The following is a 13,380-nucleotide window of genomic DNA, read 5'->3' on the forward strand; positions in this document are numbered from 1 at the left end:
ACGCAGCATCTATCCGGTCCATAGGGTCACGACCATGCCCGACATCTCGCTGACCACGGTCGTTCTGCTCTGCCTGGCCGCCCTCGCCGCCGGCTGGATCGACGCCGTCGTCGGCGGAGGCGGGCTGCTGCTCCTGCCGGCCCTGCTGCTCGGCCTGCCCGCCGGCACCCCGGCCGCGCACGCCCTGGGCACCAACAAGGCGGTCGCGATCGTAGGCACCACCGGCGCCGCGGTGACCTACGCCCGCAAGGCGCCGGTCGACGTGAAGCTCGCCGTGCGGATCGGACTCGCGGCCCTCGCCGGATCGTCGGCCGGGGCGTTCTTCGCGGCCGGGATGAGCACCGAGGTCCTGAAACCGGTGATCATGGTGGTGCTGCTGGCCGTGGCCGCCTTCGTGATCCTGCGCCCGGCCTTCGGCACGGCCCCCGCGACCGGCCCGGCCACCCGCCGCCAGACCCTCGCCGCGATCGGCCTGGCCGGCATCGGCATCGGCTTCTACGACGGTCTCATCGGCCCCGGCACCGGTACGTTCCTCGTGCTGGCGCTCACCGCCCTGCTCCACCTCGACCTGGTCACCGCCTCCGCCACCGCCAAGATCGTCAACTGCTGCACCAACGCCGGCGCGCTCGCCACCTTCGCCTGGCAGGGCGCGGTGCTGTGGCAGCTGGCGGCCCTGATGGCGGTGTTCAACCTGGCGGGCGGCACACTCGGCGCCCACACCGCCCTAGAGAAGGGCAGCGGCTTCGTCCGCGTCGTCCTGCTGACGGTCGTCTTCGCCCTGGTGGCGAACCTCGCCTACGAGCAGTGGCTGGCCTGAGACGTCCCGGCGGCGGGCCGGCCGGGCGCGCCCGTTCCCGCGGGCCCGCCGGGCCGCCTCCGCCGCGACGGGTCAGCGGCTGCCCGTCAGATGGGCGTAGACGACCACGTTGCCCCGGTAGCCGGTGGTGCGGGACCAGCCACCGCCGCAGGTGATGACCCGCAGCTCGGGGCGGTCCGCCGCCCCGTACACCCTCGTGTCGGGGAAGTCCTCGGCGTCGTAGACCTCGACGGCGTCCACCGTGAACACGGCCACGCCGCCGTCCCGCCGGTCCACCTCGACGGTGCTGCCCTTGCGCAGGGCGCCCAGCGAGTAGAAGACGGCGGGGCCCTCGGCGTTGTCGACATGGCCCGCGACGATCGCGGTGCCCCGCTCGCCGGGTGTGGTGCCCGCCTCGTACCAGCCGGCGAGGTTCGCGACGTCCGCGGGCGGCACGTCGAGGCTTCCGGTGGCCGTCAGACCGAGGCCCGTCAGGGGCGCGTCCACGTCGATCGCGGGGATGCGGACGCGCAGCGGAGGGGAGGGCGGCAGCGCCGGGACCGGGGAACCGCCCGCGCTGCGGTCGTCGCCGGTGTGCGCCTCGGCGGCGGAGGGCTGTGGCGGTGGGTGCGCCCCGGTCCCGTCGCGCAGCAGCCACGTTCCCGCGCACAGGGCGAACACCGTGACGGCGGCTATCGCTGCGTTGCCCGACCTTCCGGCCCGGTGGAACCTGCGGCGCTTCACGGACCGACCTCGATTCGAATCGGGCCCCGTGCCCCCCTCCGGGCCGCGAGGGGCGTCGGACCCGGAGGGGGAGGGGACTTGCGGTACCGGCGGGGACGGGCAGCGGAGGGTGCCCGTCAGATCCCGTCGCCTCTCGCCCGGCGATGCAGGAGCCAGGTACCGCCCGCGGCGGCGACGGCGAGAGCCGTCACACCGGCCGCGGTCTCCACGGGGTCGGTGCCCAGCGCGCCACCGACCCCCGTCTTCACACTTCCCCGGGGGTGCACCAGCTGTGCCTCCGGCGTCAGCGTCACCAGCAGGTCACCGGCCACCCGCCGGCCGCTCCCGGCGCACGTCGCGACGATCTCGTACCTCCCCGGCTGCGCGCCCGGCGGCACCTGGAACTGACCGATCGCGTCCCGCTCGTGGGTGCTCGGCGCGAGCGTGAACCGGCCGGCGCCCACCGCGGAGGCGTCGCCCGCGGCCGTGTCGTCGTCGCCGCACGCGTCGGTGTTCGCCGTGACCTGCGAGCCCGGCGCGACCGACGACGGGTACACCTCCAGGCTCCCGGCCGACGGCCCGCGGGACTCCGCGGCGTACGCGGGCGGCGCGGCGAGCAGCCCCGCGGTGGCCACGGCGAGCGCGGCGCCGGTCAGACCGGTCAGACCGGTGGCACCGGTCAGCAGCCGGGCGGTACGTCGCATCGATGCTCCCTCGAGCTCACGAAGGGGACCCGGCCCGCGGCACCCCCATGTGCCGCCGTCGGACGCGTCCCTGCCTCTTCGAGGTAAGTGCCACCGCGTCGGTACCGCTCCCCGAGAACCGGCCGGGGCGGCGGCTGAACGGGTGTCGGACACCGCCGGACACGCGCTGCCCGCACCGTGTTTCAGCAGGTCACCGCAGCCGTGCCGGACAGGCGGGCGAAAGTACCCGAAGGGTGGGCGACGCGGCGGTGAACGGGTGACCGGGGCGGGCGCGGCGGCGGGGCGGGGCGCTCGGGCCGGGCGGTCGGGCCGCGCACCGGTGACGTCACGGGCTCGGGACGCGGCGGCGGCACGAGGCGCGGACGGGCGACGTCGTGAGGCCGGGACACGGCGGACGCACGAGGTCGGGTACGGCGGACGCACGAAGCCGGACGCGGCGGCTGTCCGCAGCCGGACGCGGCGGCCGTCCGCAGCCCCGTCAGCTCACCGCCGCTCCCGCCACTCCCCGCCCCCGACCGGTGTCCCCCGTGCCCGCAGCCGGGCGGCGACGGCGGGCGCGGCGACGTACACCCACGCCCGGACCACCGCTCGGTCCGCGTCCCGGACGACCTCCTTCACCACCCGTTCGTACAGGTTGCGCGGATCGCCCGGCACGTACTCCTCCAGCCGGTCCAGTGCGGTGAGCAGCCCCGGGTACGCCTCCGGCAGCGCGGTCACCAGCTCCCCGCTCACCGCGCCGTCCGGCTCCTCGACGGCGTACGGGTACCCGGGCCCCTCGTACAGCGTCACGCCCCGCAGCCGGCCGGGTTCCTCGCCGAGGGTGCGGCCGCGCAGGAAGAGGTCGTGGTTGCGCTCGCCGGGGCGGAGCGTTCCGTAGACGAAGAAGGGGAGGATCACTGGTCTCACCTGCGCGGACGGTCGGCGGCGCCCCAGCGTAGCGTTGGAGTCCGGCGGGCGGGGCGGCTCCCGTCCGCCCAGGGGGTGGCGCGGGCCGGCTCTCCGGCCGCCACGGCCTCCACCCGGACGGCGCAGGCCTTGAACTCCGGCATGCGGGACGTCGGGTCGAGGGCGGGGTTGGTGAGGGTGTTGGCGCGGCCCTCACCGGCCCAGTGGAACGGCATGAACACCGTGTCGGGGCGGATCGCGGTGGTGATCCGGGCCGGTGCCACCGCCCGCCCGCGCCGGGACACGACCGCCACCGGCTCGCCCTCGGCGGCGCCGATCCGCTCCGCGAGCCGGGGGTGCAGCTCCACGAACGGCCCCGGAGCGGCGGCGTTCAGCTCGTCGACCCGCCGGGTCTGGGCGCCGGACTGGTACTGCGCCACGACCCGCCCGGTGGTCAGCAGCACGGGGTACTCCTCGTCGGGCTCCTCGGCGATCGGCCGGTGCGAGACCGGTACGAACCTGGCCCGCCCGTCCTCGGTGGCGAACCGGTCGTGGAAGAGCCGCGGGGTGCCGGGGTGCACGTCCTCTTCCGGGCCGCCGGACGCCGGGCAGGGCCAGAAGACCCCGTTCTCCTCGGCCAGCCTCCGGTAGGTGATGCCGGAGTAGTCGGCGAGGCCGCCCGCGCTGGCCCGGCGCAGTTCCTCGAAGACCTCCTCCGGGTCGGTGGGGAAGCCCTTCTCCAGGTTCCGCCCGCCGCCCAGCCGCGCGGCCAGCTCGTGCAGGACCTCCAGGTCGCTGCGGACGCCCTCCGGCGGGGTGAGCGCACGCCGCCGCAGCAGCACCCGCCCCTCCAGACTGGTCGTGGTGCCCGTCTCCTCCGCCCACTGCGTCACCGGCAGGACGACGTCGGCGAGCGCGGCCGTCTCCGACAGCACCACGTCGCACACGGCGAGGAAGTCCAGCGAGCGGATCCGTTCCTCGACGTGCGCGGCGCGGGGCGCCGACACGACCGGGTTGGACCCCATCAGCAGCAGCGCGCGGATGTCCGTGCCGAGCGCGTCGAGGAGCTCGTACGCGCTGCGTCCCGGCCCGGGCAGCGACTCGGGGTCCACGCCCCACACCTCGGCCACGTGCGCCCGCGCCGCCGGGTCGGTCAGCTTGCGGTAGCCGGGCAACTGGTCGGCCTTCTGGCCGTGTTCGCGCCCGCCCTGCCCGTTGCCCTGCCCGGTGAGGCAGCCGTACCCGGACAGCGGGCGGCCCGCCCGCCCCGTCGCCAGGCACAGGTTGATCCACGCGCCCACCGTGTCGGTGCCCTTGGACTGCTGCTCGGGCCCCCGCGCGGTCAGCACCATCGCCGCCTCCGGCTCGCAGAACAGCCGTACGGCCTCCCGCAGCTCGGGCACGGACACGCCGGTGATCCGCTCCACGTACTCCGGCCAGTGCGCCATCGCCGCGGCCCGGGTCTCCTCCCAGCCGGCCGTGCGCTCCCGGACGTACGCCTCGTCGGTGCGCCCCTCGGCGACGACCAGGTGCAGCAGGCCCAGCGCCAGCGCGAGGTCGGTGCCGGGGCGGGGAGCCAGGTGCAGGTCCGCGTGCTCGGCGGTCCTCGTGCGGCGCGGGTCGACGACGATCAGGGTGCCGCCGTTCTCCCTCAGCTCGGTGAAGTAGCGCAGCGACGGCGGCATGGTCTCCGCCGGGTTGGAGCCGACGAGGATCACACAGCCGGTCCTCGGGATGTCCTCCAGCGGGAACGGCAGCCCGCGGTCCAGCCCGAACGCCGTGTTGCCGGCCGCGGCCGCCGACGACATGCAGAACCTTCCGTTGTAGTCGATCTGCGAGGTGCCCAGCACCACCCGGGCGAACTTCCCCAGGCTGTACGCCTTCTCGTTGGTCAGGCCACCCCCGCCGAACACCCCGACCGCGTCCGCGCCCGACCGCGCCCGCGTCCGCCCCAGCCCCTCGGCGACCCGCCCCAGCGCCTCCTCCCACGAGGCCGGCACCAGCGCGCCCCCCGCGTCCCGCACCCGTGGCGAGGTCAGCCGCACGCGCGACGACAGCACCTCCGGAGCCGTACGCCCCTTCCCGCACAGCGCCCCCCGGTTCACCGGGAAGTCCGCCCGCTCGCGCACCTCGACGGAACTCCCGTCCGGGGCCGGCGTCAGGTTCATCCCGCACTGCAGCGCGCAGTAGGGGCAGTGCGTGGGCGTCACGGTGTTCTGCATACGGCCACCCTGCGCCGCCGGTGTTACGCACCGCACCGGCCCCTGTTACACACCCGGAACGGCGGCCTCCCCGCCGGCACCGGGCCGCGGTGAGGCGCCGGAGCCCTCCGCTCGGACGCCGGTCGGCCGGATCCGGTCACCGCACAGGCGGGTCACGCCGCCGGCGCCCGACGTCAGTCCCGTGCCCGCTCCGCGCGCGCCTGCGCCAGCGCGCGCTCCACCCCCGGCTCCCGCGGCCCCAGGAAGCGCGGATCCGGACGGAACACCGCGTCCGCCGCCGCCTTCCCCGCCGCCAGGACCTCCCGGACGCCTCCGTAGTACCAGGTGGCGTCATGCGGTTCGTCGACGCCCACCCCGTACGAGGAGACCCCGGCCGTCTCGCACAGGGCCACCGCCCGCCGGACGTGGAAACCCTGGCTGATCAGCACCGCGCGGTCGACGCCGAAGATCCTCTTCGCGCGGACGCAGGAGTCCCAGGTGTCGAAGCCCGCGTAGTCGCTCACGATCCGCGCGTCGGGCACACCGTGCCGGGTCAGGTACGCGCGCATCGCGTCGGGCTCGTCGTAGTCCTCGCGGCTGTTGTCGCCGGTGACCAGCACCACCTCGATCCGCCCCGCCCGGTACAGCTCCGCCGCCGCGTCCAGCCGGTGCGCGAGGTACGGCGACGGCTCCCCGTCCCACAGGCCCGCGCCGAACACCACGGCGACCCCGGTGCGCGGCACGTCGGCCGTGGTGCGCAGCAGCCCCTCCGTCGTCAGACGCAGCCAGGTGGCCGGCAGCAGCGCCAGCATGCAGACCGTCACCACCGTCCGCACCAGCCGCCGCCACCCCGCACGGGTGCGGGGCGGACGTGGACGGCGAACCTCGAAACGGCGCATCGGACGGGCCCCTCCCCGGTCGGTCCCCGACCCGGGGAGACGCCCCCCGGCACGACACGGTTCACCCGGAGCCCTGTGATCAGCTTCACGCCACCGGACGGCACCCCGGGCCGAACGCCTCACACCCACCGCGGCCCGCGGGGTGAACCGCCGGAAAACACCGGACACGCACGCGCAACGGGACGGCAACGTGCCGCCGCCACGATCGGTGCATGACGGCGTACACCACGAACCCTCCCGCTCTCGTCGTCGTGGCCCACGGCAGCCGCGACCCGCGTGCGCTGAGCACCGTACGGCAGCTCCTGGACAGGGTCCGCGCCCTGCGGCCCGGCCTGCCCGTGCACCTCGGCCACATCGAGATCGACGCGCCCCTGCTCCCCGACACCCTCGCCGCGCTGGACGCCCGCGGCACCGGGGCGGCCGTGCTCGTGCCGCTGCTGCTCGGCCGGGGCCACCACGTCATGCGGGACATCCCCGAGGCGGCCGCCGGGACACGGCTGCGCACCCGTGTGGCCGCGCCCCTCGGCCCGCACCCGCTGCTCGCGGACACCCTGCACGCCCGCCTCACCGAGGCCGGCTGGCGCACCCCGGCGGACGGCACGGCCCGCCGCGCGACCGGCGTGGTCCTCGCCGCCGCCGGATCCCGCGCCCCGGAGTCGAGGGCCGACACCCACCGCACCGCGCGGCTGCTCGCCGAACGGCTCGGCGTCCCGGTGGTCCCCGCGTACGCCTCCGCCGCGGCCCCCACCGTCCCCGACGCCCTGCGCGCCCTGGCCGCACGCGGCCGCACCCGCGTCGCCGTCGCCTCCTGCTTCACCGCCCCCGGCCGCTTCGCCACGCAGTGCGCGGCGGCGGCCCCGTGGATCGCCTCCGCCCCCCTGGGCACCCACGAGGCCATGGCCCGCCTCCTCGTGCACCGCTACGACGAGGCCCTGAGCCTCCCGGTCCCCGCGGCCGCGGAGCCGGTCCCCGCCTGAAGGGCCGCAAGAACCCGGGCCCGGCGGACCGCACGGACACACCCCCGTCCCGACTGTCACACCTTCCCCGTACTGTCATGACATGGAAGGCACCGCGCTCCCCCCGGGCTACGACCCGACGTCAGTCGCCCGCTGGGCCCCCGAACCCGACAAACGCCCCGGCCGCACCGCCTTCCAACGCGACCGCGCCCGCGTCCTGCACTCCGCGGCGCTGCGCCGCCTCGCCGGGAAGACCCAGGTCGTCACCCCGGGCGCCCACCACCAGATGTGGGACGCCAGCCCCCGCACCCGCCTCACCCACTCCCTCGAATGCGCCCAGGTCGGCCGCGAGCTCGGCGCGGCCCTCGGCTGCGACCCCGACCTCGTCGAGGCCGCCTGCCTCTCCCACGACCTGGGCCACCCGCCCTTCGGCCACAACGGCGAACAGGCGCTGAACGAGTTCGCCGACGACTGCGGCGGCTTCGAGGGCAACGCCCAGTCGCTGCGCCTGCTCACCCGCCTCGAACCGAAACGGTTCACCCCGGAGGGCTCGGTCGGCCTCAACCTCACCCGCGCCGCCCTCGACGCCGCCACCAAGTACCCCTGGCCCCGAGGTGCCCACCCCACCGACCCGGCCTCCCCGAAGTTCGGTGTCTACGACGACGACCGTCCCGTCTTCGACTGGGTCCGCGAGGGCGCCCCCGCCGGCCGCGTCTGCTTCGAGGCCCAGGTCATGGACTGGTCCGACGACGTGGCCTACTCGGTGCACGACGTGGAGGACGGCCTGCACGCCGGCCACATCGACCCCAACTGCCTGCACGCCGACCCCGAGCGGGAGGCCGTCTTCGCGGTCGCCGTCGGCCGCTACGTCCCCGCGGACACCGACCCCGCCGAACTGGCCGAGGCCCTCGACCGCCTCCTCGCCCAGGAGTGGTGGCCGCACGGCTACGACGGCACCGCCGTCGCCCAGGCCCGCCTGAAGGACGCCACCAGCCAGCTCATCGGCCGCTTCTGCCTCGCCGCCGAGGGCGCCACCCGGCAGGCGTGGGGGCACCTCCCAGGCCGTTCAGGCACCGGGGGAGGCACCGGGCGCCTCACCCGGTACGGTGCCGAGCTGGTCGTGCCGCGCGGCACCCGCATGGAGTGCGCGGTCCTCAAGGCGGTCGCCGACCGCTACGTGATGCAGCGCGCCGAGCAGGAACAGCTCCGCGCCGACCAGCGCGTCGTCGTCCTCGAACTGGCCGAGGCGCTCACCGCCCGCGCCCCCGACGGCCTGGACCCGCAGTTCCGCGCCCTGTTCGACCGGGCCCCGGACGACCGCGCCCGCAAGCGGGTGATCGTCGACCAGATCGCGTCCCTCACCGACATCTCCGCCCGTTCGCTTCACGCCCGGCTCACGGGGCAGTCGTGAGGGGTCCGGCCTCGTCCCGCGTGGCCTGATCGGCGCACCGCCCCTTACGGCATCATTCTGCGTGCGGGAGGCTCACAGGTGGCGACACCCTTACGAGGAGGCATCACGTGGTCGACGCGGATCAGACTTTCGTCATCGTCGGAGGCGGACTGGCCGGCGCCAAGGCGGCCGAGACGCTGAGAGCGGAGGGCTTCACCGGCCGGGTGATACTGATCTGCGACGAACGCGACCACCCGTACGAGCGACCGCCCCTGTCCAAGGGCTACCTCCTCGGCAAGGAGGAACGCGACAGCGTCTTCGTGCACGAGCCCGCCTGGTACGCGCGGCACGACGTCGAACTGCACCTCGGCCAGACCGTCGACGCCGTCGACCGGGCCGCGAAGACGGTCCGCTTCGGTGACGACGGCACCACGGTCCGCTACGACAAGCTGCTGCTCGCCACCGGCGCCGAACCGCGCCGGCTGGACATCCCGGGCACGGACCTCGTGGGCGTGCACCACCTGCGGCGCCTCGCGCACTCCGAGCGCCTCAAGGGCGTCCTGGCCTCCCTCGGCCGGGACAACGGGCACCTGGTGATCGCCGGCGCCGGCTGGATCGGCCTGGAGATCGCGGCGGCGGCCCGCCAGTACGGCGCGGAGGTCACCGTCGTCCACCGGGGACAGACCCCGCTGCACTCCGTCCTCGGCCCCGAGCTCGGCGAGCTCTTTGCCGAGCTGCACCGTGATCACGGCGTGCGCTTCCACTTCGGGGCGACGCTCACCGAGATCACCGGGCAGGACGGCATGGTCCTCGCCGCCCGCACCGACGACGGCGAGGAGCACCCCGCCCACGCCGTCCTCGCGGCGATCGGCGCGGCCCCGCGGGTGTCCCTCGCGGAGGCGGCGGGCCTGGAGCTCGCCGGCCGTGAGGCCGGCGGGGGCGTCCTGGTCGACGAGCGGCTGCGCACGTCCGACCCGGACATCTACGCGGCCGGTGACGTCGCGGCCTTCCCGCACGCCCTCTTCGACACGCGGCTGCGGGTGGAGCACTGGGCCAACGCGCTGAACGGCGGTCCGGCGGCCGCCCGCTCCATGCTCGGGCGGGACACGGTCCACGACCGGCTGCCCTACTTCTTCAGCGACCAGTACGACCTCGGGATGGAGTACTCCGGGTGGGCGCCGCCGGGGTCGTACGACCAGGTGGTCATCCGGGGCGACGCGGGCAAGCGCGAGTTCATCGCGTTCTGGGTGAAAGACGGGCGCGTGCTCGCCGGGATGAACGTGAACGTGTGGGACGTCACGGACCCGATCCAGGAGCTGATCCGGTCGCGCCGGCGGGTGGACACGGAGGCGCTGGCGGATCCGCGCGTGCCGTTGGCGAGCGTCGCCGCCTAGGCGGCCGCCGGGGTCCGTCCGGTCCCCGCCCCTCGCGCGTGCGGGCACGTCGCGAGGGGACGCCAGCCGGCGGGGATGTCACAGCGCACCCGTAGAATTCACGTGTGGCTGGGCGGATCAACGATGAGGACGTGAAGGCGGTTCGGGACGCGGTCCCGATCGACGCCGTCGTGTCCGAGTACCTCCAGCTGCGCAACGCGGGCGGCGGGAACCTCAAGGGCCTCTGCCCCTTCCACGACGAGAAGTCGCCGTCCTTCCAGGTCAGCCCGAGCAAGGGACTCTTCCACTGCTTCGGCTGCCAGGAGGGCGGCGACACCCTCACGTTCGTGATGAAGATCGACCACCTCTCCTTCTCGGAGGCGGTCGAGCGCCTCGCCGGCCAGGCCGGCATCACCCTGCGCTACGAGGAGGGCGGGTACAACCCCACCCACCAGCGCGGGGAGCGCATCCGCCTGGTCGAGGCCCACAAGATCGCCGCCGAGTGGTACGCGGAACAGCTCGCGACGTCCCCCGAGGCGGACACCGGGCGGGTCTTCCTCGCCGAGCGCGGCTTCGACCAGGGCGCCGCCGTCCACTTCGGTGTCGGCTACAGCCCTCAGGGCTGGGACCACCTCACCCGCTTCCTGCGCGGCAAGGGGTTCAGCGACAAGGAGCTGCTCCTCTCCGGACTCTCCCAGGAGGGCCGCCGCGGCCCCATCGACCGCTTCCGCGGCCGGCTGATGTGGCCCATCCGCGACATCGGGGGCGACGTCGTCGGTTTCGGCGCCCGCAAGCTCCACGAGGCGGACAACGGCCCCAAGTACCTGAACACCCCCGAGACCGCGATCTACAAGAAGTCCCAGGTCCTGTACGGCATCGACCTGGCGAAGAAGGACATCGCGAAGTCCTCCCGCGCGGTCGTCGTCGAGGGCTACACCGACGTCATGGCCTGCCACCTCGCGGGCGTCACCACCGCCATCGCCACCTGCGGCACCGCCTTCGGCGGCGACCACATCAAGATCCTCCGCCGGCTGCTGATGGACAACGGCTCGGCGCGCGTGATCTTCACCTTCGACGGCGACGCGGCCGGCCAGAAGGCGGCCCTGCGTGCCTTCGAGGACGACCAGAAGTTCGCCGCCGAGACCTACATCGCCATCGCCCCCGACGGCATGGACCCCTGCGACCTGCGCATCGCCAAGGGCGACGAGGCCGTCGCCGACCTGGTCGAGCCGCGCACGCCGCTCTTCGAGTTCGCGCTCCGCCAGGTCGTCGGCCGCTACGACCTGGACACCCCGGCCGGCCGCGCCGGCGCCCTCGACGAGGCCGCCCCGATCGTGGCCCGCATCAAGAACAGCGGCGCCCAGCACGAGGTCGCCGTCGAACTCGCCGGGATGCTCGGCATCCTCGACACCCAGTTCGTGGTCAAGCGGGTCGCCCAGCTGGCCCGCTGGGCCCGCGACCGCGGCGGCAAGGGCCCGGCCCCGGACCGGCGTCAGCAGGGCGGGGGCGGCGGTGCCCCGCAGCCGTACGCGTCCGCTCCCGCCGCCCCGCGCGGACCCGCCCTGAACCTGCGCAACCCGGTCTTCGCCACCGAACGCGAGCTGCTGAAGCTCGCCCTGCAGCGCCCGGAACTGGTCTCCCCGGCCTTCGACGCGTACGGCGTCGACGAGTTCACCGCCCCTCCCTACGCGGCCGTGCGCCAGGCGATCCTGGACGCGGGCGGCGCCGAGCACGGGGTGGGGGACCCGCAGGAGTACCTGATCCGGGTGCGCGACGCGGCCCCCGACGACACCGTGCGCGCCATGGTCACCGAACTCGCGGTCGAGGCGATCATGCTGCACCGGGGCGTCAAGGAGGTCGACGAGACCTACGCGGGCGCCCAGCTGGTCACCGTCCGCCGCCGTGCCGTCGAGCGCCGCATCCGCGACATCGCCGGCCGTCTCACCCGCCTCGGCGCCCACGGCGACCCGGCCGAACTGACCGCCGTGCAGAACGAGTTGTGGGTCCTCCAGCAGTACGACCAGGCGCTGCGGGAGCACGGAGCGGCCGCACTGTAGTCCCGCCGGGGGCACGGACCCGGCCCGCGTAACCGCGCTGTCACGCAGCGGACGCAAAAAGTCACCGCACGCCCCTCGTGAGGACGATGTGTCGTACCCCACACTGGGGGCGGTGCCTGAGTCCCCGGCTCATCGAGTACGGGACGGACAGCGGCGAGGCCGTCGACTCCGCCCCGGACGTACCGCTGCCCCACCCCCCGGGCAGCGATCATCCTGGAGGTCGCCCCCGTGCAGACCCAGACCCAGACCCAGACCCTCACCCAGGCCGGCGCGGACCTGCTCGTCGCCGTGCCCGCCCGGGGCCGCGTCGCGCTCCACGCCGGGAGGCCGCCGGAAACGGCACGGGCGGCCGAACCGGCCGCCGGGCCCGCCGAACCCGCGGACCCCGCCGAACCCGCGGACCCCGCCGGGCCCGCCGACCCCGTCGGCCCGGGTCAGGCGCCCGCCCCCGTCCGGCCCGAGACCGCGGGGCCCTCCTCCGACCTGTTCCGCCAGTACCTGCGCGAGATCGGCCGCATCCCGCTGCTCACCGCCGCCGAGGAGGTGGAGCTCGCCCGCCGGGTCGAGGCGGGACTGTTCGCCGAGGAGAAGCTGCGCCGCGCCCCCGACCTGGACAGCAGGCTCGCTTCCGACCTGGACCGGCTCGTCGTCATGGGCCGGGTGGCCAAGCGGCGGCTGATCGAGGCGAACCTGCGGCTCGTCGTGTCGGTGGCCAAGCGGTACGTGGGCCGCGGCCTGACCATGCTGGACCTGGTGCAGGAGGGCAACCTCGGGCTGATCCGGGCGGTGGAGAAGTTCGACTACGCGCGCGGCTACAAGTTCTCCACGTACGCCACCTGGTGGATCCGTCAGGCCATGTCCCGGGCGCTCGCCGACCAGGCCCGCACGATCCGGGTGCCGGTGCACGTGGTCGAGCTCATCAACCGCGTGGTGCGGGTGCAGCGGCGGATGCTCCAGGAGCGCGGGTACGAGCCGACGCCGGCCGAGGTCGCGGCGCAGCTCGACCTGCCGCCCGAGCGGGTCGGCGAGGTGCTGCGGCTCGCCCAGGAACCGGTGTCGCTGCACGCGCCGGTGGGGGAGGAGGACGACGTGGCGCTCGGCGACCTCATCGAGGACGGCGACGCGGCGAGCCCCGTGGAGTCGGCGGCGTTCCTGCTGCTGCGGGAGCACCTGGACGCGGTGCTGTCCACGCTGGGGGAGCGGGAACGGAAGGTGGTGCAGCTCCGGTACGGGCTGGTGGACGGGCGTCCGCGGACGCTGGAGGAGATCGGCCGGATCTTCGGGGTGACGCGGGAGCGGATACGGCAGATCGAGAGCAAGACGCTGAACAAGCTCCGTGACCACACGTTCGCGGATCAGCTGCGGGGCTATCTCGACTGATTGTTCTCGCCCCCGC

10 protein-coding genes and 1 pseudogene are annotated in these 13,380 nt (G+C 74.7%); 6 read left to right on the plus strand and 5 right to left on the minus strand.

Features of this window, described 5'->3' with window-relative positions; genetic code table 11:
* Nucleotides 1–34 precede the first annotated feature (34 nt).
* Nucleotides 35–817 (plus strand): sulfite exporter TauE/SafE family protein, encoded by a 783-nt coding sequence (locus tag IE172_RS02400; RefSeq protein WP_190095349.1) that lies wholly within the window; start codon nucleotides 35–37, stop codon nucleotides 815–817.
* Between the two features lie 72 nt (nucleotides 818–889).
* Here the strand turns inward: IE172_RS02400 and IE172_RS02405 are convergent, their stop codons facing one another.
* The 5 genes from IE172_RS02405 to IE172_RS02425 all read right to left on the minus strand — a co-directional run bounded on the left by IE172_RS02405 (nucleotide 890) and on the right by IE172_RS02425 (nucleotide 6,208).
* On the minus strand, nucleotides 890–1,540 hold the full coding sequence (locus tag IE172_RS02405) for a class F sortase (RefSeq protein ID WP_190095350.1): 651 nt from the start codon (nucleotides 1,538–1,540) through the stop codon (nucleotides 890–892).
* Nucleotides 1,541–1,656: 116 nt separating this feature from the next.
* Nucleotides 1,657–2,223 carry a hypothetical protein gene (locus IE172_RS02410; RefSeq protein WP_190095351.1) on the minus strand — a complete coding sequence of 189 codons (567 nt, stop codon included), beginning with the start codon at nucleotides 2,221–2,223 and terminating at the stop codon, nucleotides 1,657–1,659.
* A 483-nt stretch (nucleotides 2,224–2,706) separates the two neighbouring features.
* A complete protein-coding gene (locus IE172_RS02415) occupies nucleotides 2,707–3,120 on the minus strand; it encodes a gamma-glutamylcyclotransferase family protein (protein ID WP_190095987.1) in 414 nt (137 codons plus the stop codon).
* Between the two features lie 5 nt (nucleotides 3,121–3,125).
* Nucleotides 3,126–5,330 carry a molybdopterin oxidoreductase family protein gene (locus IE172_RS02420; RefSeq protein ID WP_190095352.1) on the minus strand — a complete coding sequence of 735 codons (2,205 nt, stop codon included), beginning with the start codon at nucleotides 5,328–5,330 and terminating at the stop codon, nucleotides 3,126–3,128.
* 173 nt (nucleotides 5,331–5,503) lie between these two features.
* Nucleotides 5,504–6,208 carry a SanA/YdcF family protein gene (locus IE172_RS02425; RefSeq protein ID WP_190095353.1) on the minus strand — a complete coding sequence of 235 codons (705 nt, stop codon included), beginning with the start codon at nucleotides 6,206–6,208 and terminating at the stop codon, nucleotides 5,504–5,506.
* A gap of 212 nt (nucleotides 6,209–6,420) precedes the next feature.
* On the opposite strand from IE172_RS02425, the gene IE172_RS02430 reads away from it, so the two are divergent.
* The 5 genes and pseudogenes from IE172_RS02430 (at nucleotide 6,421) to IE172_RS02450 (ending at nucleotide 13,364) form a co-directional block, all read left to right on the plus strand.
* Nucleotides 6,421–7,185 (plus strand): sirohydrochlorin chelatase, encoded by a 765-nt coding sequence (locus tag IE172_RS02430; protein WP_190095354.1) that lies wholly within the window; start codon nucleotides 6,421–6,423, stop codon nucleotides 7,183–7,185.
* 82 nt (nucleotides 7,186–7,267) lie between these two features.
* On the plus strand, nucleotides 7,268–8,575 hold the full coding sequence (locus IE172_RS02435) for a deoxyguanosinetriphosphate triphosphohydrolase (RefSeq protein WP_190095355.1): 1,308 nt from the start codon (nucleotides 7,268–7,270) through the stop codon (nucleotides 8,573–8,575).
* A 107-nt stretch (nucleotides 8,576–8,682) separates the two neighbouring features.
* A complete protein-coding gene (locus IE172_RS02440; protein ID WP_190095356.1) occupies nucleotides 8,683–9,948 on the plus strand; it encodes an NAD(P)/FAD-dependent oxidoreductase in 1,266 nt (421 codons plus the stop codon).
* Between the two features lie 104 nt (nucleotides 9,949–10,052).
* Nucleotides 10,053–11,984, plus strand: coding sequence for a DNA primase (gene dnaG / locus IE172_RS02445; protein ID WP_190095357.1), 1,932 nt, complete (start codon nucleotides 10,053–10,055; stop codon nucleotides 11,982–11,984).
* An 86-nt stretch (nucleotides 11,985–12,070) separates the two neighbouring features.
* Nucleotides 12,071–13,364: pseudogene (locus IE172_RS02450) on the plus strand (RNA polymerase sigma factor).
* The last annotated feature ends 16 nt before the right edge of the window (nucleotides 13,365–13,380 follow it).

This window comes from Streptomyces griseoflavus (genome assembly GCF_014649995.1).
Taxonomy (GTDB): Bacteria; Actinomycetota; Actinomycetes; order Streptomycetales; family Streptomycetaceae; genus Streptomyces; species Streptomyces griseoflavus.